Origin of the sequence: Maribacter sp. PR66 (assembly GCF_028464205.1) — a bacterium.
In the GTDB taxonomy this organism is placed as follows: Bacteria; Bacteroidota; Bacteroidia; order Flavobacteriales; family Flavobacteriaceae; genus Maribacter; species Maribacter flavus.
The window spans coordinates 273,960-294,073 of sequence record NZ_JAQPCH010000002.1; the positions used below are offsets into that span (position 1 = coordinate 273,960).

32 protein-coding genes are annotated in these 20,114 nt (G+C 40.7%); all 32 read left to right on the top strand.

Annotated elements, in window-relative coordinates:
* The 32 genes from rplW to ctlX all read left to right on the top strand — a co-directional run bounded on the left by rplW (position 1) and on the right by ctlX (position 20,111).
* Entirely contained in the window at positions 1–291 is a 291-nt protein-coding gene (gene rplW, locus PP181_RS06050; protein ID WP_138259112.1) for a 50S ribosomal protein L23, read from the top strand.
* Positions 292–300: 9 nt separating this feature from the next.
* Complete coding sequence (gene rplB / locus PP181_RS06055; RefSeq protein WP_138259113.1) at positions 301–1,125, top strand: 50S ribosomal protein L2; 825 nt, start codon at positions 301–303, stop codon at positions 1,123–1,125.
* A 13-nt stretch (positions 1,126–1,138) separates the two neighbouring features.
* Positions 1,139–1,417 carry a 30S ribosomal protein S19 gene (gene rpsS, locus PP181_RS06060; protein ID WP_138259114.1) on the top strand — a complete coding sequence of 93 codons (279 nt, stop codon included), beginning with the start codon at positions 1,139–1,141 and terminating at the stop codon, positions 1,415–1,417.
* A gap of 3 nt (positions 1,418–1,420) precedes the next feature.
* The gene (rplV, locus tag PP181_RS06065; protein ID WP_138259115.1) at positions 1,421–1,828 is read left to right on the top strand and encodes a 50S ribosomal protein L22; all 408 of its coding nucleotides are present in this window, start codon (positions 1,421–1,423) and stop codon (positions 1,826–1,828) included.
* 1 nt (position 1,829) lies between these two features.
* The gene (rpsC, locus tag PP181_RS06070; protein ID WP_138259116.1) at positions 1,830–2,549 is read left to right on the top strand and encodes a 30S ribosomal protein S3; all 720 of its coding nucleotides are present in this window, start codon (positions 1,830–1,832) and stop codon (positions 2,547–2,549) included.
* A gap of 21 nt (positions 2,550–2,570) precedes the next feature.
* Entirely contained in the window at positions 2,571–2,996 is a 426-nt protein-coding gene (gene rplP / locus PP181_RS06075) for a 50S ribosomal protein L16 (RefSeq protein WP_138259117.1), read from the top strand.
* A 12-nt stretch (positions 2,997–3,008) separates the two neighbouring features.
* A complete protein-coding gene (rpmC, locus tag PP181_RS06080) occupies positions 3,009–3,200 on the top strand; it encodes a 50S ribosomal protein L29 (protein ID WP_094996004.1) in 192 nt (63 codons plus the stop codon).
* A 13-nt stretch (positions 3,201–3,213) separates the two neighbouring features.
* The gene (gene rpsQ, locus PP181_RS06085; RefSeq protein WP_094996003.1) at positions 3,214–3,471 is read left to right on the top strand and encodes a 30S ribosomal protein S17; all 258 of its coding nucleotides are present in this window, start codon (positions 3,214–3,216) and stop codon (positions 3,469–3,471) included.
* Between the two features lie 3 nt (positions 3,472–3,474).
* Complete coding sequence (gene rplN / locus PP181_RS06090; RefSeq protein ID WP_027064819.1) at positions 3,475–3,843, top strand: 50S ribosomal protein L14; 369 nt, start codon at positions 3,475–3,477, stop codon at positions 3,841–3,843.
* A 13-nt stretch (positions 3,844–3,856) separates the two neighbouring features.
* Positions 3,857–4,171: a 50S ribosomal protein L24 gene (gene rplX / locus PP181_RS06095; protein ID WP_138259118.1), complete on the top strand. Its 315-nt coding sequence runs from the start codon at positions 3,857–3,859 to the stop codon at positions 4,169–4,171.
* 2 nt (positions 4,172–4,173) lie between these two features.
* Positions 4,174–4,725 carry a 50S ribosomal protein L5 gene (gene rplE / locus PP181_RS06100; protein ID WP_094996001.1) on the top strand — a complete coding sequence of 184 codons (552 nt, stop codon included), beginning with the start codon at positions 4,174–4,176 and terminating at the stop codon, positions 4,723–4,725.
* A gap of 1 nt (position 4,726) precedes the next feature.
* Positions 4,727–4,996, top strand: coding sequence for a 30S ribosomal protein S14 (gene rpsN / locus PP181_RS06105; protein WP_138259119.1), 270 nt, complete (start codon positions 4,727–4,729; stop codon positions 4,994–4,996).
* A gap of 65 nt (positions 4,997–5,061) precedes the next feature.
* A complete protein-coding gene (rpsH, locus tag PP181_RS06110; protein ID WP_138259120.1) occupies positions 5,062–5,460 on the top strand; it encodes a 30S ribosomal protein S8 in 399 nt (132 codons plus the stop codon).
* 18 nt (positions 5,461–5,478) lie between these two features.
* Positions 5,479–6,021, top strand: a complete 543-nt coding sequence (rplF, locus tag PP181_RS06115; protein WP_272636369.1) for a 50S ribosomal protein L6 — start codon at positions 5,479–5,481, stop codon at positions 6,019–6,021.
* 10 nt (positions 6,022–6,031) lie between these two features.
* Entirely contained in the window at positions 6,032–6,388 is a 357-nt protein-coding gene (gene rplR, locus PP181_RS06120) for a 50S ribosomal protein L18 (protein ID WP_138259122.1), read from the top strand.
* 9 nt (positions 6,389–6,397) lie between these two features.
* Entirely contained in the window at positions 6,398–6,922 is a 525-nt protein-coding gene (gene rpsE / locus PP181_RS06125; protein ID WP_138259123.1) for a 30S ribosomal protein S5, read from the top strand.
* A gap of 11 nt (positions 6,923–6,933) precedes the next feature.
* Complete coding sequence (gene rpmD / locus PP181_RS06130; protein WP_138259124.1) at positions 6,934–7,113, top strand: 50S ribosomal protein L30; 180 nt, start codon at positions 6,934–6,936, stop codon at positions 7,111–7,113.
* Between the two features lie 11 nt (positions 7,114–7,124).
* Positions 7,125–7,577, top strand: a complete 453-nt coding sequence (gene rplO, locus PP181_RS06135) for a 50S ribosomal protein L15 (protein WP_138259125.1) — start codon at positions 7,125–7,127, stop codon at positions 7,575–7,577.
* 14 nt (positions 7,578–7,591) lie between these two features.
* Positions 7,592–8,935, top strand: coding sequence for a preprotein translocase subunit SecY (secY, locus tag PP181_RS06140; RefSeq protein ID WP_154917022.1), 1,344 nt, complete (start codon positions 7,592–7,594; stop codon positions 8,933–8,935).
* Between the two features lie 3 nt (positions 8,936–8,938).
* The gene (infA, locus tag PP181_RS06145; RefSeq protein ID WP_013305172.1) at positions 8,939–9,154 is read left to right on the top strand and encodes a translation initiation factor IF-1; all 216 of its coding nucleotides are present in this window, start codon (positions 8,939–8,941) and stop codon (positions 9,152–9,154) included.
* Between the two features lie 6 nt (positions 9,155–9,160).
* A complete protein-coding gene (gene ykgO / locus PP181_RS06150) occupies positions 9,161–9,277 on the top strand; it encodes a type B 50S ribosomal protein L36 (RefSeq protein WP_013305171.1) in 117 nt (38 codons plus the stop codon).
* 2 nt (positions 9,278–9,279) lie between these two features.
* Positions 9,280–9,654 carry a 30S ribosomal protein S13 gene (rpsM, locus tag PP181_RS06155; RefSeq protein WP_138259127.1) on the top strand — a complete coding sequence of 125 codons (375 nt, stop codon included), beginning with the start codon at positions 9,280–9,282 and terminating at the stop codon, positions 9,652–9,654.
* A 106-nt stretch (positions 9,655–9,760) separates the two neighbouring features.
* Complete coding sequence (gene rpsK, locus PP181_RS06160; protein WP_099546252.1) at positions 9,761–10,153, top strand: 30S ribosomal protein S11; 393 nt, start codon at positions 9,761–9,763, stop codon at positions 10,151–10,153.
* Between the two features lie 87 nt (positions 10,154–10,240).
* On the top strand, positions 10,241–10,846 hold the full coding sequence (gene rpsD, locus PP181_RS06165; RefSeq protein WP_099546251.1) for a 30S ribosomal protein S4: 606 nt from the start codon (positions 10,241–10,243) through the stop codon (positions 10,844–10,846).
* Between the two features lie 19 nt (positions 10,847–10,865).
* The gene (locus tag PP181_RS06170) at positions 10,866–11,858 is read left to right on the top strand and encodes a DNA-directed RNA polymerase subunit alpha (protein ID WP_125221120.1); all 993 of its coding nucleotides are present in this window, start codon (positions 10,866–10,868) and stop codon (positions 11,856–11,858) included.
* 60 nt (positions 11,859–11,918) lie between these two features.
* Positions 11,919–12,506 (top strand): 50S ribosomal protein L17, encoded by a 588-nt coding sequence (gene rplQ / locus PP181_RS06175; protein WP_272636373.1) that lies wholly within the window; start codon positions 11,919–11,921, stop codon positions 12,504–12,506.
* 96 nt (positions 12,507–12,602) lie between these two features.
* Positions 12,603–13,730, top strand: coding sequence for a glutamine-hydrolyzing carbamoyl-phosphate synthase small subunit (gene carA, locus PP181_RS06180; protein ID WP_272636374.1), 1,128 nt, complete (start codon positions 12,603–12,605; stop codon positions 13,728–13,730).
* A 107-nt stretch (positions 13,731–13,837) separates the two neighbouring features.
* Complete coding sequence (gene eno / locus PP181_RS06185) at positions 13,838–15,130, top strand: phosphopyruvate hydratase (RefSeq protein ID WP_138259131.1); 1,293 nt, start codon at positions 13,838–13,840, stop codon at positions 15,128–15,130.
* Between the two features lie 106 nt (positions 15,131–15,236).
* Positions 15,237–16,772 (top strand): glycogen synthase, encoded by a 1,536-nt coding sequence (locus PP181_RS06190; RefSeq protein WP_272636375.1) that lies wholly within the window; start codon positions 15,237–15,239, stop codon positions 16,770–16,772.
* A 116-nt stretch (positions 16,773–16,888) separates the two neighbouring features.
* Positions 16,889–18,175, top strand: a complete 1,287-nt coding sequence (locus PP181_RS06195; RefSeq protein ID WP_272636376.1) for a citrate synthase — start codon at positions 16,889–16,891, stop codon at positions 18,173–18,175.
* Between the two features lie 88 nt (positions 18,176–18,263).
* Positions 18,264–19,175, top strand: coding sequence for a dimethylarginine dimethylaminohydrolase family protein (locus PP181_RS06200; protein ID WP_272636377.1), 912 nt, complete (start codon positions 18,264–18,266; stop codon positions 19,173–19,175).
* A 3-nt stretch (positions 19,176–19,178) separates the two neighbouring features.
* On the top strand, positions 19,179–20,111 hold the full coding sequence (ctlX, locus tag PP181_RS06205; protein WP_272636379.1) for a citrulline utilization hydrolase CtlX: 933 nt from the start codon (positions 19,179–19,181) through the stop codon (positions 20,109–20,111).
* The last annotated feature ends 3 nt before the right edge of the window (positions 20,112–20,114 follow it).

Genomic DNA, 20,114 nt, shown 5'->3' on the forward strand with positions numbered 1-20,114 from the left:
ATGAGCGTGTTGATAAAACCAATTATAACGGAAAAGATGACCGCTGAAGGCGAGTTGAACAACCGTTATGGTTTCCTAGTTGATCCGAAGGCCAACAAGATTCAGATTAAGGATGCGGTGGAAGCTACTTATGGTGTTTCGGTGAAGAAAGTTAGAACGATGAATTATGGGCCATCTAGAAAGACCAGATATACAAAAACTGGTGTGCAGCATGGAAAGACAAACGCTACAAAGAAGGCAATTGTCGATGTTGTGGAAGGTGATATAATTGATTTTTACAGTAATCTATAAAGACAAGGAATGTCAGTTAGAAAATTAAAACCAATCACTCCTGGACAGCGTTTTAGAGTAGTAAATGGGTTTGACGCCATTACTGCTGATAAGCCGGAGAAGAGCTTACTTGCTCCGTTAAAAAAGTCGGGAGGTAGAAACAGTCAAGGAAAGATGACCATTCGCCAAAAGGGAGGTGGTCATAAAAGAAGGTACCGTGTAATCGATTTCAAAAGGGATAAGCAAGATGTGACGGCTATCGTAAAGTCGATTGAGTATGATCCAAATAGAACGGCATTTATTGCATTGTTGGAGTATGCTGATGGTGAGAAGAGATATGTTATTGCCCAAAATGGTTTGAAGGTTGACCAGCAGGTTTCTGCCGGTACAGGTTCTGCCCCAGAAATTGGAAATGCTTTGCCTCTCGGTGAAATTCCTTTGGGTACCATTATTTCCTGTATCGAGTTACGTCCTGGACAAGGTGCTGTGATGGCTAGGAGTGCCGGTACTTTTGCTCAGTTGATGGCAAAGGATGGGAAATTTGTAACCGTAAAAATGCCTTCTGGTGAAACAAGATTGGTTTTATCTGCTTGTATGGCTACTGTTGGTGCTGTTTCAAACTCTGATCATCAGTTGTTGGTGTCTGGTAAAGCCGGTAGAAGTAGGTGGTTGGGTAGAAGGCCTAGAACAAGGCCAGTTGCTATGAACCCTGTTGATCATCCAATGGGAGGTGGTGAAGGTAGGGCTTCAGGAGGTCACCCAAGATCAAGAAATGGTGTACCTGCTAAAGGTTATAGAACTCGTTCTAAGACCAAGAGTACCAATAAGTATATAATAGAACGTAGAAAGAAATAAAAAGTAGAAAGAAATGGCACGTTCACTAAAAAAAGGACCTTACGTTCATTACAGTTTAGAAAAGAAGATTCAGGAAAGTGTTTCTTCCGGTAAGAAGTCCGTAATAAAAACATGGTCCAGGGCATCAATGATAACTCCGGATTTTGTAGGACTTACAATTGCTGTGCATAATGGGAAACAATTTGTACCTGTTTTCGTAACCGAGAACATGGTTGGACATAAATTAGGAGAATTTTCACCAACAAGGTCTTTTAGAGGTCATGCAGGTGCAAAGAATAAAGGTAAGAAGTAAGCTATGGGAGTTCGTAAAAAACAAATGGCCGAAAGAATTAAGGCTGAAAAGCAGAAAGTAGCTTTCGCTAAATTGAACAACTGTCCAACATCACCACGGAAAATGAGATTGGTTGCCGATTTAGTTCGTGGCGAGAAGGTAGAAAGGGCTTTGGCTATATTGAGATTCAATCCTAAGGAAGCTTCGAGAAAGTTGGAAAAATTGTTGTTATCCGCTTTGGCCAATTGGCAAGCCAAGAACGAGGATGCCAGTTTAGAAGACGCTGATTTGGTTGTTTCCGAAATTCGTGTAGACAGTGGGGCAATGCTCAAAAGGTTGCGTCCTGCTCCTCAAGGAAGGGCACATAGGATAAGAAAACGTTCAAACCACGTAACCTTGGTTTTAGGGTCTAATACAAATACAGAAAGCTAGAATGGGACAGAAAACAAATCCAATAGGAAATCGTCTAGGAATTATCAGGGGATGGGAGTCCAACTGGTACGGTGGAAATGATTACGGCGATAAGTTGGCAGAGGATGATAAGATTAGAAAGTATATCCATGCTAGGCTTTCTAAGGCAAGCGTTTCCAGGGTTATTATCGAAAGAACCCTTAAACTTATAACGGTTACCGTAACTACGGCAAGACCTGGAATTATAATAGGTAAAGGCGGGCAAGAGGTAGATAAGTTGAAGGAAGAGCTTAAAAAGATTACCAATAAGGAAGTCCAGATAAATATCTACGAAATTAAGAGACCTGAGTTGGATGCCAATCTTGTTGCTGCCAGTATTGCACGTCAAATCGAGAGCCGAATTTCTTTTAGGAGAGCAATTAAAATGGCGATTGCCGCTGCTATGAGGATGAATGCGGAAGGTATTAAAGTACAGATATCCGGTCGTTTGAATGGTGCGGAAATGGCACGTTCAGAATCTTACAAAGAAGGTAGAATTCCATTGTCCACTTTCAGGGCTGATATAGACTATGCTTTACAAGAAGCTCAAACCACTTATGGAAAATTGGGTATTAAGGTTTGGATTATGAAAGGTGAAGTTTATGGAAAAAGGGAACTTTCTCCATTAACTGGAATGCAAAAAGGACAGGCCTCCAAACCCGGTAAACAAGAAGGTGCAAGAAAGCCACGTCGTAGAAAGTAATAACTAAAGAAGTAGAGAAAAATGTTACAACCAAAAAGAACTAAGTTCCGAAAAATGCAGAAAGGCCGGATGAAAGGTATTGCCGGCAGAGGGCATCAACTTTCTAATGGTATGTTCGGAATAAAATCTATGGACTCTTCTTTTTTGACTTCCCGTCAAATTGAAGCCGCTCGTATTGCAGCTACAAGATATATGAAAAGGGAAGGTCAACTATGGATAAAAATTTTTCCAGACAAGCCTATTACCAAAAAACCTTTGGAGGTGCGTATGGGTAAAGGAAAGGGTGCGCCTGAATACTTTGTGGCCGTTGTAAAGCCAGGTAGAGTAATGTTCGAAATTGCCGGTGTGTCAATTGACATAGCCAAAGAGGCACTTAGACTTGCGGCTCAGAAGCTACCGGTACGAACAAAATTCATTGTTGCAAGAGATTATACAGTTGACAATTAATCGTAGGAAATCATGAAAAATCAAGAAATAAAGGAGTTGTCTGTTGAAGGGCTTACGGAAAAACTTGCAGAGTATAAGAAGCAACATGCAGATTTAAAAATGGCTCATTTTGTGACTCCATTGGAAAACCCTCTTCAAATTAGAAAAGTAAGAAGAACGGTTGCAAGATTGGCTACTGAATTAACTAAAAGGGAAAACCAATAATTGGTTCTGCTTTATGGAAAAAAGAAACTTAAGAAAAGAGAGAATTGGGGTAGTAACCAGCGACAAGATGGAAAAGTCCATTGTTGTTTCTGAGGTTAAGAGAGTTAAACACCCTATGTACGGTAAGTTCGTTTTGAAAACAAAGAAATATGTTGCCCATGACGAAAAGAACGATTGCAATATCGGCGATACCGTAAAGATTATGGAGACACGTCCTATGAGCAAGACCAAGTGTTGGAGGTTAGTAGAAATCTTAGAAAGAGCCAAATAAGTTATGTTACAGCAAGAATCTAGATTAAAGGTAGCGGATAATACCGGAGCTAAGGAAGTTTTAACTATCCGTGTTCTAGGTGGTACAAAAAGAAGATACGCTTCCATTGGGGATAAAATCGTAGTTACCGTAAAGGAAGCTACTCCAAACGGAGGTATAAAAAAGGGTGCGGTTTCTACAGCCGTGGTTGTTAGGACCAAAAAGGAGGTAAGAAGACCGGATGGTTCTTATATTCGATTTGATGACAATGCATGTGTATTGTTGAATCCAGCAGGTGAAATGCGAGGTACGCGTGTTTTCGGCCCCGTAGCAAGAGAGCTAAGGGACAAGCAGTTCATGAAAATTGTGTCATTGGCCCCCGAGGTACTATAATTAGACTAGTAAAATGAAGAAGTTAAAGATAAAAACAGGAGATACGGTAAGGGTCGTTGCCGGAGACCATAAAGGTTCTGAAGGTAAGGTTATGTCCGTAAATCTTGAAAAAAATAAAGCTATTGTAGAGGGAGTGAATATGGTTTCCAAACATGAAAAACCAAGTGCACAAAACCCTCAAGGTGGTATCGTTAAAAAAGAAGCCTTGATCCATATTTCCAATTTATCGTTGATTGACTCAAAATCTGGTGAAACTACGAGAGTAGGTTACGAGGTGAGAGACGGAAAAAAGGTTAGAGTTGCCAAGAAATCAAATGAAGTAATTTAGTTATGGCTTACGTTGCAAGATTAAAGAAAGAATATAAAGACCGTATCGTAGCGGCCTTGACCGAAGAATTTGGTTACAAGAACGTAATGCAGGTTCCAAAACTCAAGAAGATTGTTGTGAGTAGGGGTGTTGGTGCTGCTGTGGCCGATAAAAAACTCATTGATCATGCTGTGGATGAGATGACAATGATTACGGGTCAAAAGGCAGTGGCTACCATGTCTAAAAAGGACGTTGCGGCTTTCAAACTAAGAAAAGGTATGCCGATTGGTGCTAAGGTGACACTGAGAGGGGACCGGATGTATGAATTTTTAGATAGATTGGTTACTTCGGCCCTTCCTAGGGTTAGGGATTTTCAAGGAATTAAGGCCACTGGTTTTGATGGACGTGGAAACTATAATCTTGGAATCACGGAGCAAATCATTTTCCCGGAGATCAATATCGATAAGATTAACAGAATCAATGGGATGGATGTGACATTTGTAACCTCTGCCGAAACGGATAAGGAAGCAAAATCATTATTAACGGAATTAGGATTACCTTTTAAAAAGAACTAGGATGGCTAAAGAATCAATGAAAGCCCGTGAGAGAAAAAGGGCAAAGGCTGTAGCTAAATATGCTGAAAAACGTAAAGCTTTAAAGGAAGCTGGAGATTATGAGGCGCTACAGAAATTGCCAAGAAATGCCTCTCCGGTACGTATGCACAACAGGTGTAAACTTACCGGAAGACCTAAAGGTTACATGAGGACTTTTGGTATCTCCAGGGTAATGTTCAGGGAAATGGCAAACCAAGGTTTGATACCTGGGGTTAAAAAAGCCAGCTGGTAAAATAAATTGAATAACTGGTTTCAGGTTTAGCAAAAGGCTAAAAACCGTCACCGAATTATATATAAATGGTAACAGATACTATAGCAGATTATCTAACAAGGATTAGAAATGCGAGTAGGGCAGGACACAGAGTTGTTGAAATCCCTGCGTCGAATTTGAAAAAGGAAATTACTAAAATATTATTCGATCAAGGATATATTTTAAGTTACAAGTTCGAGGATGACAAAGTTCAAGGTACTATAAAAATTGCCTTGAAATACGATAAATTAACCAAAGAACCTGTAATTAAAAAAATAGAGCGTATTAGTAAGCCAGGTTTGAGAAAGTATGCTTCCAACGCTAACTTGCCTAGGGTCCTCAATGGATTGGGTATTGCGATTGTTTCAACGTCACACGGTGTTATGACGAGTAAGCAAGCCAAGGCGGAGAACGTTGGTGGGGAGGTTTTATGCTACGTATATTAATAGAAAAAGAGTTAGAAGATGTCTAGAATAGGAAATAATCCGATAGCAATTCCAGAAGGCGTAACCATAGAGGTCAAGGATAAAGAAATTACCGTTAAAGGGAAATTAGGTGAATTGACTCAAGAGTTCTCTGGTGTAGATATAAAAATAGAAGACGGGCAGGCATTTGTAATAAGGCCGTCTGACTCTAAAGAGCATAAAGCAAAGCATGGTCTGTACAGAGCATTGATATTGAATATGGTGAAGGGTGTGTCGCAAGGATGGACCAAGGAATTGGAATTGGTAGGTGTAGGTTATAGAGCAAGTAACCAAGGTCAAAAACTTGATTTGGCTTTAGGTTTTTCCCACAATATTATTTTCGACTTGGCACCAGAGGTAAAAGTTGAGACCATATCAGAAAAAGGTAAGAACCCTATTGTAAAACTAACTTCACACGATAAGCAGTTGGTTGGGCACATTGCGGCGAAGATTAGATCCTTCCGTAAGCCAGAGCCTTACAAAGGAAAAGGTGTCAAATTTGTTGGTGAACAATTAAGAAGAAAAGCAGGTAAATCGGCTTAATAAAAGTATTATGGGATTATCAAAAACACAAAGAAAGTATAGAATTCGAAGGAGAATCCGCAAGGTTTCCAATGGAACTGCCGAAAGGCCAAGATTATCCGTCTTTAGAAGCAACAGCGAAATCTATGCACAATTGATAGATGATGTGAAAGGTGTTACTTTGGCGGCTGCTTCCTCCAGAGACAAGGATATCGCATCGGCAAAAGGAAACAAAACGGAAATTGCTGCTCTTGTAGGTAAGGCGATTGCCGAAAAATCTAAGGCTGCCGGTATAGAAAAGGTAGCTTTTGATAGGGGCGGAAACCTTTACCATGGAAGGGTTAAGTCCTTGGCAGAGGGTGCAAGGGAAGCAGGTTTAAAATTCTAAATAAGAGGTATGTTCCAGAAGTACAAAAATGTAGAAACAGTTAAACCAGGAGGTTTAGATTTAAAGGATAGATTGGTGGGCGTTCAGCGTGTTACCAAAGTTACGAAAGGTGGTAGGGCATTTGGTTTTTCTGCTATCGTAGTTGTTGGCGATGAAAATGGAGTGGTAGGACACGGTCTTGGTAAATCAAAAGAGGTGGCTACCGCAATCGCAAAGGCTATTGAGGACGGAAAAAAGAATTTGATTCGTATTCCTTTGAACAAAGGTACTTTGCCTCATGAGCAAAAAGGTAAATATGGTGGTGCTCGAGTTTACATTCAACCTGCATCGCATGGTACAGGTGTGATTGCCGGTGGAGCAGTTAGGGCGGTATTAGAGGCCGTGGGTGTTCACGATGTATTATCTAAATCTCAAGGATCTTCGAATCCTCACAATGTAGTAAAGGCAACTTTTGACGCTTTATTACAATTAAGGAATGCCAAAACAATTTCACAACAAAGGGGAGTTTCCTTGGAGAAGGTTTTTAAAGGTTAAGACAGTTAATTATGGCAAAAATTAAAGTAAAACAGGTAAAGAGCGGTATTAAGAAGCCACAGAACCAAAAAAGGACGTTGCAAGCTCTTGGATTGAAAGGAATAGGTCAGGTTGTTGAACATGATGCAACACCTAATATTCTTGGGATGATAAATAAAGTTAAACATTTGGTTTCTACCGAAGAAGCTTAAACATAAATCTAATGAACTTAAGTAATCTAAAACCTGCAGAAGGTTCCGTTAATAGAGAGGGTAAACGTTTAGGTAGAGGACAAGGCTCAGGTAAAGGTGGTACCGCTGCAAGAGGGCATAAAGGTGCTAAATCTAGATCTGGTTACTCAAAAAAAATTGGGTTCGAAGGTGGTCAGATGCCCTTGCAGAGACGAGTTCCCAAGTTTGGTTTTACCAACATAAATAGAAAGGACTACAAAGGAATAAACCTTGGAAAATTACAGGAGTTAGTAGATAACAAAGTAATTGAGAGTTCAGTTTCCTTCGAAACTTTGGTCGAAAACGGCATTGTAGGAAAAAATGACTTAGTTAAAATATTAGGAGGCGGTGAACTAAAGACCGCTCTAAAGGTATCGGTACATAAATTTACTGCTTCCGCAAAGGCTGCTATAGAGGCTGCGGGTGGTGAAGCAATAAGTTTATAAGTATATACGGGAACATGAAGAAATTTATAGATACAATATCCAATATTTGGAAAATAGAGGAGCTAAGGAGTAGGATACTAATTACTCTTGGGCTTCTTTTGGTGTATAGGTTTGGTTGTCAAATCGTTCTTCCAGGTATTGATTCTACCCAATTAGGTGGTTTGGCCGATGGTACTGACCAAGGTATTTTTGGTCTTCTTAACGCTTTTACGGGAGGGGCATTTGCGAATGCGTCTATCTTTGCTTTGGGTATCATGCCTTATATATCGGCCTCTATCGTAGTCCAATTAATGGGTATTGCCATACCGTATCTTCAGAAATTACAAAAGGAAGGGGAAAGTGGTAGAAAGACTATTAATCAGATTACACGTTGGTTGACCATTGGTATTTGTATTGTTCAAGCTCCTGCTTATTTATATGGTCTAGGTGCATTTGGTGTTCCTGATAGTGCCTTTGTATTGGGTAAAGGTTTGGATTTTATGATTCCGGCAGTTATTATATTGGTTTCGGGCTGTGTTTTTGCAATGTGGTTGGGTGAGAAAATCACCGATAAGGGCATTGGAAACGGTATTTCTTTATTGATTATGATTGGTATCATAGCCACGATGCCGCAATCTTTTGTACAGGAGTTTGTTTCTAGGACAACCAATAATAACGGTGGACTTATGTTCATTCTGATTGAAGTTATTGTTTGGTTCTTGGTGATTTTGGCAAGTGTATTGTTGGTAATGGCCACCAGGCAGATACCCGTTCAGTATGCTAGAAGGACCGCTTCCGGAGGATATGAAAAGAACGTAATGGGATCTAGACAATATATTCCTTTAAAGCTTAATGCTTCTGGAGTAATGCCCATAATTTTTGCACAGGCAATTATGTTCGTTCCTGGTATGATCGGTGGTGCTTTTGACGATACAACTTTTGGACAGTGGATGCAGGTACAATTCAGTGATATTTTTGGTTGGGCCTACAACTTGTTATTTGCTTTCCTTATTATAATTTTTACCTACTTCTACACCGCTATTACCGTACCTACCAATAAAATGGCGGATGACTTGAAACGTAGTGGAGGTTTTATTCCAGGAATTAGACCTGGAAAGGAAACTGGCGATTATTTGGATAAAATAATGTCATTAATTACGTTACCTGGATCAATATTTTTAGCTTTGCTGGCCGTTTTACCAGCCATCGTCGTAAAATTATTGGATGTACAGGCCGGATGGGCACTATTTTATGGTGGAACTTCCCTTTTAATTATGGTAGGGGTTGCAATCGACACTGTGCAACAGGTGAATTCATATCTATTGAATAGACATTACGATGGATTGATGAAAACCGGAAAAAATAGAAAAGTAGCATAATTTATGGCCAAACAAGCAGCGATAGAACAAGATGGATCCATTATAGAGGCATTGTCTAACGCAATGTTCCGAGTTGAATTGGAAAATGGACATGTAGTTACAGCGCATATTTCAGGTAAGATGCGTATGCATTATATCAAATTATTACCTGGAGATAAGGTCAAATTGGAAATGAGTCCTTATGACCTTACAAAAGCAAGAATTACTTATAGATACTAAGATAGCATGAAAGTAAGAGCATCAGTAAAAAAGAGAAGTGCCGACTGTAAGATTGTTCGCAGGAAAGGCAGATTGTACGTAATCAACAAAAAGAATCCTAGATTTAAACAAAGACAAGGGTAATTATGGCAAGAATCGCGGGTATTGATATACCAAAACAAAAAAGAGGCGTAATCGCCTTGACCTATATTTACGGGATAGGAAAGAGCAGGGCCAAGGAGATTTTAAGTAAAGCCCAAGTTAGTGAGGATACTAAAGTTTCTGATTGGAACGATGATGAGATTGGTCGTATCAGGGATGCAGTTTCTTCATTTACTATAGAAGGTGAGTTACGCTCCGAGATTCAATTGAACATTAAGCGATTAATGGATATTGGATGTTACAGAGGTATTCGTCATAGAGCCGGTTTGCCATTACGGGGTCAGCGTACAAAGAACAACTCTAGGACAAGAAAAGGAAAGAGAAAAACAGTTGCTAACAAGAAGAAAGCAACTAAATAATAAACAATAGAAGTCATTAGTATTTAGACGTTAGAAGAATCTGTTTGAAATGTAAAAGTCTAGGATTCCAATAACTTAAAACTAACACTAGAAACTAAAAATTTATATGGCAAAGGCAAATACAAAAGTAGTTAAGAAGCGTAAGGTTATTGTTGATTCTGTTGGAGAGGCACATATAAATGCCTCGTTCAATAACATTATCATTTCTTTGACTAATAAAAAAGGTGATGTTATTTCTTGGTCTTCGGCAGGGAAATTAGGATTCAGGGGATCTAAGAAGAACACACCATATGCTGCGCAAGTAGCGGCAGAGGATTGTTCAAAAGTAGCACATGAAGCGGGTTTGAGAAAAGTGAAGGTTTATGTGAAGGGACCTGGAAATGGTCGTGAATCTGCAATCCGTTCCATCCACAATTCTGGAATTGAGGTAACTGAAATCATAGATGTTACACCAATGCCTCACAATGGGTGCAGACCTCCAAAAAGAAGACGAGTTTAATTAAGTATTAATATTTCACCGAAGGTGTAATTACGATTATCGAAGGATAAGCCTTAATTCATAATCCCACCTTCATAATTTTAGAAAATGGCAAGATACACAGGACCTAAATCAAAAATCGCCCGAAAATTTGGTGAGGCGATATTCGGGGACGATAAATCCTTTGAGAAAAAAAATTACCCTCCAGGACAACATGGAAGCAACAGGCGTAGAGGAAAGCAGTCTGAGTATTCCGTACAGTTGATGGAAAAACAAAAAGCTAAATATACCTACGGTATTCTGGAAAAGCAGTTTAGAAACCTTTTCGCCACTGCCAAAAGAAAAGAAGGTGTTACGGGTGAGATTCTTTTGCAATTATGTGAGAGCCGCTTGGATAACGTGGTGTTCAGAATGGGAATTTCCCCTTCAAGAAGCGGTGCCAGACAATTGGTTTCCCATAGACATATCACAGTGAACGGCGATATCGTAAATATTCCTTCCTATACATTAAAGGCAGGAGACGTTGTAGGTGTTAGGGAAAAATCCAAGTCTTTACAAAGTATTCAGGATTCACTTTCGGCAAACAGTAGTGTTTACGAATGGATTACTTGGAATAGCGAAAAAAAGGAGGGGACATTCGTTTCCGTTCCGGAGAGACTTCAGATTCCTGAAAACATCAAAGAACAATTAATCGTCGAGCTTTACTCAAAATAAAAACAACACTGATCCAATTATGGCATTATTTAATTTTCAGAAACCCGATAAAGTAATAATGATCGATTCCTCAGACTTCGAAGGAAAGTTCGAATTTCGTCCTTTGGAGCCTGGTTATGGATTAACTGTTGGGAATGCACTTAGAAGGGTGTTGCTTTCTTCCTTGGAAGGCCATGCCATTACATCCGTAAGGATTGATAAAGTAGAACATGAGTTCTCAGTGATTTCGGGTGTTGTAGAAGATGTGACCGAAATTATCCTAAACTTAAAACAAGTTCGTTTCAAGAAGCAGATCGAAGATTCTGAGGCTGAAGTCGTTTCCATTTCAGTTAGTGGTAAGGAGCAATTGACTGCCGGGGATTTCCAAAAGTTCATCTCTGGTTACCAAGTGCTTAATCCAGACTTGGTCATTTGTAACATGGACCCCAAGATCAGTATCAATATGGAAATTACCATAGATAAGGGTAGGGGATATGTTCCTGCTGAAGAAAACAAGAAGTCCGGTGCTCCAATTGGAACAATAGCTGTCGACTCTATCTTTACGCCGATCAAGAACGTAAAGTATAGCATAGAGAACTATCGTGTTGAGCAAAAGACCGACTATGAAAAATTGGTTTTTGAGATTGTATCCGATGGTTCCATACATCCTAAGGATGCGCTAACGGAAGCTGCCAAGGTATTGATCCATCATTTCATGTTGTTCTCTGATGAGCGTATTACGCTTGAAGCCGATGAAATCGCGCAAACGGAAACCTACGATGAGGAATCACTGCACATGAGACAGTTGTTGAAGACCAAATTGGTTGATATGGACCTTTCCGTACGTGCCTTGAACTGTCTAAAGGCAGCGGAGGTAGATACCTTGGGAGATTTGGTTTCTTTCAACAAAAACGATTTGATGAAGTTTAGAAACTTCGGAAAAAAATCCCTTACAGAGCTTGAGGAGTTGGTAATCAACAAAGGACTGAGCTTTGGAATGGATCTTTCAAAATACAAATTAGATAAGGATTAATTAATCATATTTTGCTCCTCGTTCGACCGAGTTTGGTAGCAAGATGATAATACTATAATAATGAGACACGGTAAAAAAGTTAACCATTTAGGAAGAAAATCGGCGCATAGAAAGGCTATGTTGGCCAACATGGCATGTTCTTTAATTGAGCATAAAAGAATCAATACAACGGTTGCAAAGGCTAAAGCTTTAAAGCAATTTATTGAGCCATTGATTACAAAATCCAAAGCTGAGAATAATCAATCCGCAGAAAAAGGTACGCACAACAGACGTATCGCTTTTAAAAACCTTCGTGATAAATATGCCGTAACTGAATTGTTCAGCGTTGTTGCTGAAAAGGTCGCCGATAGACCTGGTGGTTATACTAGAATCATCAAATTGGGAAATAGATTGGGTGATAACGCGGATATGGCCATGATAGAGTTGGTTGATTTCAACGAACTATATAATGCCGGTAAGCCCAAGAAAAAATCTACTAGAAGAAGTAGAAGAGGTGGAAAGAGTTCAGGTGCCGATGCTCCAAAAGCAGAGGAGACAGAAGTGAAGGAAGTAGTTGCAGAGGAAGCGGCTCCGGAAGTCGAGACTGCCCCAAAAGCTGAATCACAGCCTGAGAACGAGGTAAAAAAAGAGGATGACTCAAAAGAGTAACATGTCAATAAATATTGATAATTATAAAAGGATAGGTCTTACAGCCTATCCTTTTTTTATGTTTTTTTGTGAACGGATAAATAGAAAAGGAACATCATGAAGTATCAAGCCAAAAAGAAAGCTTTAATATTATTGGCCGATGGAACCATTTTTTATGGTAAGTCGGTAGGGGACAAAGATGGGACCGCCTTCGGGGAGGTCTGTTTTAATACCGGTATGACGGGCTATCAGGAAATATTTACGGACCCTTCCTATTTTGGTCAATTGATGGTAACCACCAATGCCCACATAGGGAATTACGGTACGAACGTTGACGAAGTGGAATCCGAGACCATTAAGATAGCCGGGCTCATATGCCGAAATTTTAGTTACGAATATTCCCGTCCCTTGGCGGATGCCAGCTTAAAGGAATTTTTGGACAAGAACGATCTTTTTGCCATTTCAGATGTGGATACAAGGGCTTTGGTCAGTTACATTAGGGACAATGGGGCTATGAATGCGGTCATTTCCACGGAGGTTAACAATATTCCAGAGTTGAAAAAACAACTTGAGAAAGTTCCCAGTATGGAAGGATTGGAACTCGCCTCAAAGGTATCTACCAAAGAACCCTATTTTTATGGGGATGCATCAGCGCCCGTGAAAATAGCGGCCCTGGATATCGGAATAAAGAAAAATATACTTCGTAACCTGGAAAAGCGTGGTGCGTATATTAAAGTATTCCCTTACAACGCAACCTTCGCAGAAATGTCTGACTGGAATCCGGATGCCTATTTCATTTCAAACGGTCCTGGTGATCCGGAACCTTTAAGTGAAGCGATTCAAGTTGCCAAGGAGATTATAAAAACCGACAAACCTCTGTTTGGAATCTGTTTGGGCCACCAGGTCATCGCATTGGCCAATGGCGTTTCTACTTATAAGATGCATAATGGTCATAGGGGTATCAACCATCCCATCTTGAATTTACTTACCGGGAAGGGGGAAATTACCTCGCAAAACCATGGATTTGCAATCAATCGTGAAGAAACGGAGGCCAATCAGGATTTGGAAATTACCCATGTGCATTTAAATGATCAAACCGTGGCGGGAATCCGAATGAAAAACAAGGACGTCCTTTCGGTGCAATACCACCCAGAAGCAAGTCCTGGACCCCATGATGCGGACTATCTTTTTGATGATTTTTTCAAGTTGATCGAGAAAACGTCAATGCAATCCACAGAAGTTTAAAAAATCGTTATATTCCTTTGAAATGGAACAATCGTTTTAACAACGTGGGTTTAACGTTCGTATCTTTACAAATCACATTTTAATTCAGTTACTAAAGAAAATAACAAATGAGTATCATATTAAGCGTTCACGCAAGACAAATTTTAGATTCAAGAGGAAATCCCACTGTTGAAGTAGATGTTATCACTGAAAACGGTGTCATGGGAAGGGCTGCTGTACCATCTGGGGCTTCTACGGGAGAACACGAGGCAGTTGAACTCAGGGACGGAGGAAAAACTTTTATGGGCAAAGGGGTCATGAAGGCAGTTGAAAACGTAAATACTGTCATCGCTGAGGAAATACTTGGAATGTCCGTTTTTGAGCAAAACCTTTTGGACCAGACAATGATCGATTTGGACGGTACTCCTAACAAATCCAAATTAGGTGCAAACGCTATTTTGGGCGTTTCCTTGGCTGCAGCTAAGGCCGCTGCCAATGAGTTGGGCATGTCCTTATACAGATATGTAGGAGGGGTTAGTGCCAATACCCTACCTGTTCCCATGATGAACATTATTAATGGGGGGTCGCATTCAGATGCCCCCATCGCTTTTCAAGAGTTTATGATCATGCCCGTAAAGGCGAAGAGTTTTTCGCATGCCATGCAAATGGGTACTGAGATCTTTCATAACCTAAAAAAAGTATTGCATGATAGAGGTTTGAGTACAGCCGTAGGTGATGAAGGTGGATTTGCTCCAAATCTTGCCGGTGGAACTGAGGACGCTTTGGATACCATTGCAAAAGCTGTTGATAAGGCAGGCTATAAATTGGGGGACGATGTAATGATCGCTTTGGATTGTGCATCCGCAGAATTTTATGTGGATGGTAAATATGATTATACCAAATTTGAAGGAGATAAGGGAGTGGTGAGGACTTCTGAGGAACAGGCCCAGTATTTGGCGGACTTGACTGCCAAATATCCAATTATTTCCATTGAGGACGGAATGGACGAGAACGATTGGGATGGTTGGAAGGCCCTTACCGATAAAATTGGCGATAAAGTTCAATTGGTAGGTGATGATTTGTTCGTTACCAATGTAGAACGATTGTCAACAGGAATCGAGAAAGGCATTGCCAATTCCATTTTGATCAAGGTAAATCAAATTGGTACTTTGACCGAAACGATTGCAGCGGTGAACATGGCCAAGAATGCAGGATATACTTCGGTAATGTCCCATAGGTCCGGTGAGACGGAAGATAATACGATTGCCGATTTGGCCGTAGCGTTGAATACAGGACAGATCAAAACAGGTTCCGCATCCAGATCTGATCGTATGGCCAAATACAACCAATTGTTGAGAATAGAGGAGGAATTGGGAAGTATGGCCTACTATCCTCAGGAAAAGGCCTTTAAGGTCAAATAATAATAGTTTTGCAAAAAAGGCTTTCTTTTAGAAAGCCTTTTTTTTTGGAACAGTCTAAAACTTTAATTACCTTTTCTAGGTTATAAATTCCCCTATTTAAAAGTGTATGAATAATTTTTTATTTGTTTCAGCGGAAAACGATGCGATTCCAAATTGCAAGGCCGGAGGAATGGGCGATGTGGTGAGGGACGTTCCCAGGGAAATCGCCAATCGTGGGGATTTTGCACATGTAGTAGTGCCATCTTACGGGAGGTTGCATCAAAACGGGATTTTCAAGACGGATTTGGAGTTCAATTTAAGGGGAACGGTCTATAAGGCGGAGTTGTACGAAGTTGTTCCCAAAAAGATCATAAAGAATATTACACATTATGCCATTCATCACCCTGAAATCAAAGAGGGTGGTATTGCCCACATTTACCATGATGACCCAACGGAACCATTTTTTAACGATTTCGTCAAGTTCATGATATTCTGCACCGCTGTGGCAGAAGCTATTAAGGTGGGTGCCTTTGGAAAATTGGACGTAGTCCATATGCACGACTGGCATTCCAGCGCGGTTCTTTTTTTGAAGACCTATCATCCCGCTTATCGCGATTTAAAAAAAATGCGATATGTCTACAGTATCCATAATTTGGCAATACAGGGCATCCGACCCTTTTACAACAACTATGCCTCTGTAAATAATTGGTTTCCCGAGGTTCAATTGGACCATAAGGGTTTAATGGACCCTAGATACCAGGATTGTATCAATCTTATGGCCGTGGGAATTCGATTGGCGGATGCCGTACACACGGTTTCCCCATCCTACAAGGAAGACGTTATGTTGCCGAGCAGGCCGCCCGAATTTATTGGGGGTGAGGGGCTGGAAAGGGATCTTCAAAAAGCGAATAATGAAGGAAGGCTCTTCGGGATATTAAATGCCTCCAATTATAACAACATTAGAACGGCCGAAAAAGGCAATCTGTATCGGAATACCGTTAAGGCACTGTTTAGATGGTTGCAGGACGAATCCAAAAAGTACAAGGCTGATTTTCTCGCCCATACAGGGGAAAAGATTATGCAATATGTTGGGAACCGGCCCAAGTTCATTGTATCAAGTGTTGCCCGGCTGACGGAACAGAAATTTTATTTCCTAAAACGTTCGCCCGAAGCTTTTGAGGAAATTTTAAAAAGATTGGACAAAGCAGAGGGTATTTTCATGCTTTTGGGAACCGGTAATCCTGATTATGAAGATCTGTTCAGGAAGATGAGCTACAAGCATAAAAATTTTATTTTCACCAATGGCCAATCTGAAGACCTTATAGATTCCATGTATTTGGAAACAGATCTTTATTTTATGCCTAGTTTGTTCGAGCCATGCGGTATAAGTCAGATGTTGGCCATGAGAAACGGGAACCCTTGCCTGGTACACCATACAGGGGGTCTTAAGGATACTGTAACCCACATGAAAACGGGGTTTGCCTTTGAAGGAAAGACCTATGACCAGCAGATAAGGAACATGGTGAAGGTTTTTGACGACGCCCTGAACGTTTGGGAAAACGATAAACCCACTTGGAAAAGAATTAAAGCGAACGCAAAAAAAATGCGATTCACCTGGGAAGATTCCGTCGATGCTTATTACAAAGACCTCTATTTGTTATAGGTTTTTCCGTACGCCTAACTTATTGTTAATTTTAGCCCAAAGAAGTGGGCGGAATTGTTAAAATACCCCTGTTTTATTAAATTTACAGCTAATCGATTAACACGTAAAATTCAGAGATGTCAGATAAAGCTACTTTAGAATATAATGGTAAAAAATATGAATTTCCGGTAGTTAAAGGAACGGAAAATGAACTTGCCATTGATATAAAATCTTTAAGGTCCTCAACAGGAGGTATAATTACAATAGATCCAGGATATAAGAACACGGGTTCATGTGAAAGTGCCATTACTTTTTTGGATGGTGAAAAGGGTATTTTAAGATATCGGGGTTATTCCATAGAGGAGCTAGCCGAGAAAGCCGATTTTTTGGAAGTGGCCTATTTACTGATATTTGGTGAATTGCCAAATGAGGAAGAACTGGCCAAGTTCCATAAGGATATCACCGATGAATCTCATGTGGACGAAGAGATGAAGAAAATTTTGGACGGTTTTCCTAAGTCGGCCCATCCTATGGGCGTACTTTCTTCTTTAACAAGTGCCCTTATCGCATTTAACCCGTCTACTGTAGATGTAAGTTCGGAAAAGGATATGTATCGCTCCATTGTTAGAATTTTGGCCAAGTTTCCGGTTTTGGTCGCATGGACGTTACGCAAGAAAAAGGGCTTGCCCTTGGATTATGGTGACGATACCCTGGGTTATGTGGAGAACATTCATAAAATGATGTTCAAAAGACCAAATCAGGAATACAAAAAGAACAAGGTCGTTATCGATGCCTTGGATAAATTATTGATTCTCCATGCAGACCACGAACAAAACTGTTCTACTTCAACCGTACGTATTGTAGGTTCATCCCATGCCGGATTGTTCGCGTCATTGTCGGCCGGAATTTCCGCACTTTGGGGGCCCTTGCATGGCGGAGCCAATCAGGCAGTACTGGAGATGTTGGAGGCTATTGAGGCTGATGGCGGTGACACCAAAAAATATATGGCGAAAGCCAAGGATAAGGATGATCCTTTTAGGCTGATGGGCTTCGGTCACAGGGTTTATAAAAACTTTGATCCTCGCGCCAAGATTATCAAAAAGGCCGCGGACGAAGTACTGGGAGATTTGGGAATTCAAGATTCCATTTTGGATATCGCCAAAGGATTGGAAAAAGAAGCCTTGGAAGATTCCTACTTTGTAGATAGAAAACTGTATCCCAACGTGGATTTCTATTCGGGTATTATTTACCGCGCTTTGGGTATACCTACTGAGATGTTTACCGTAATGTTCGCTTTGGGAAGGCTACCCGGATGGATTGCCCAATGGAGGGAAATGAGATTACGGGGAGAGCCCATAGGAAGGCCACGTCAGGTGTATATCGGTGAAAATCTACGACCATTTGTAGATTTAAAATCTCGTTGATCAAATAATCGATTTTAAAATTTAGAACGCCCTTTTAAAGTTTTAAGAGGGCGTTTTTAATAGTACCTTAGCGCTCAAAATTGATAGTATGCTTAGGCTAAGTGTAAATGATGAAATATCGAGGTTAAGGGCCGTGGTTTTGGGTACGGCAAAAAGTCCCGGACCAATTCCCAAACCGGAAGAGGCCTATGACCCAAAATCCTTGGAACATATCCTGGCGGGTACCTACCCAAAGGAAGAGGATATGATTAGGGAGATGGAGGCTTTTTCCAAGGTATTAAAGAAATACGATGTGGCCGTCTTTAGACCTGAGGTCTTGGAGGATTGTAACCAAATATTTTCAAGGGATATCGCGTTCGTAATCGAGGACAAGCTTATCATTTCAAATATTTTGCCCGATAGGGAAAAAGAAGTGGATGCCATACTTCATGTACTCGATAAAATTGAGGAAGACCATATATTACATCCACCGGAAAAAGTGCATGTGGAGGGAGGTGACGTTATGCCTTGGAACGATTACATTTTTGTGGGAACCTATACAGGTGCCGATTATGCAGACCACATTACCGCCAGGACCAATGTGCATGCGGTCGAATATTTGCGCGAGCAATTTCCCAAGAAAAAGGTTATGTCCTTTGAGTTGAGAAAATCCAAAAATGCCAAGGAAAACGCCCTACATTTGGACTGCTGTTTTCAGCCTTTGGGAAAAGGGAAGGCCATCATCCATAAGAATGGATTTTTGGTGGAGAAGGAGTACCAATGGTTGGTTGATTTTTTTGGCAAGGAAAACGTTTTTGAAATAACGGCAGACGAAATGTACCATATGTTCAGTAATGTATTCTCGATAACCCCAGAGGTGGTGGTATCGGAAAAGAGCTTTACCCGATTAAACAGTTGGCTTAGGGAACAGGGTTTTACCGTTGAGGAGATTCCATACGCGGAGATTTCCAAACAAGAAGGACTTTTAAGATGTAGTACGTTACCATTAATACGGGAATAATTTATGATGCAGATTACCAATACCATTTTGATGATTCGGCCAGTGAACTTTCGTATGAACGAACAAACGGCCGTGAACAATTATTTTATGGAAGATTTGGATGAGAAGAACAACCAGATCAACCAAAAGGCACAGGATGAATTTGATGCCTTCGTGAGTACTTTGAGGTCTGCCGGTGTGAATGTCATTGTAGTAGATGATACTATTGATCCAGATACGCCCGATAGTATTTTTCCCAACAACTGGATTTCTTTTCATGAAAATGGTACGGTTGGGGTATACCCCATGTTCGCCGAAAACAGAAGAAACGAACGGCGCGAGGATATTCTGGAAATTATGGAGCAACACGGTTTTCTTATCGATAACATCATGGATTATACCGCCGCAGAAGCGGAAGGGGTGTTTTTGGAAGGTACCGGAAGCATTATTTTGGACCGTGTAAACCAAAAGGCCTATTGTGCCCTATCGGAAAGGGCAGATGAAGATTTGTTCATCGAATTTTGCGAGGATTTCGATTGTATGCCCGTTATTTTTACGGCCAATCAATCCGTAGATGGAAAACGATTGCCCATTTACCACACGAATGTCATGATGGCCCTTGGAGAGGACTTTGCCATAATTTGTTTGGACAGTATCGACGATAAAAAGGAGCGCAAAATCGTGATGGACCATTTACGAAACGATGGCAAGGAGATCATCGCCATAAGCGAACGGCAGATGCATCATTTTGCTGGGAACATGTTGGAAGTTCTTGGAAAGGACGGCCAGCGATTGTTGGTCATGAGTTCCGCAGCGTTTGCTAGTTTGGACGAATCCCAAATCGAGGCAATAGAAAAACGATGCAAAATAGTCCATAGTCCACTGGATACGATTGAAGCCTGTGGGGGTGGAAGCGCCCGCTGTATGATGGCCGAAGTATTTTTGCCTAAAAAGTAATGG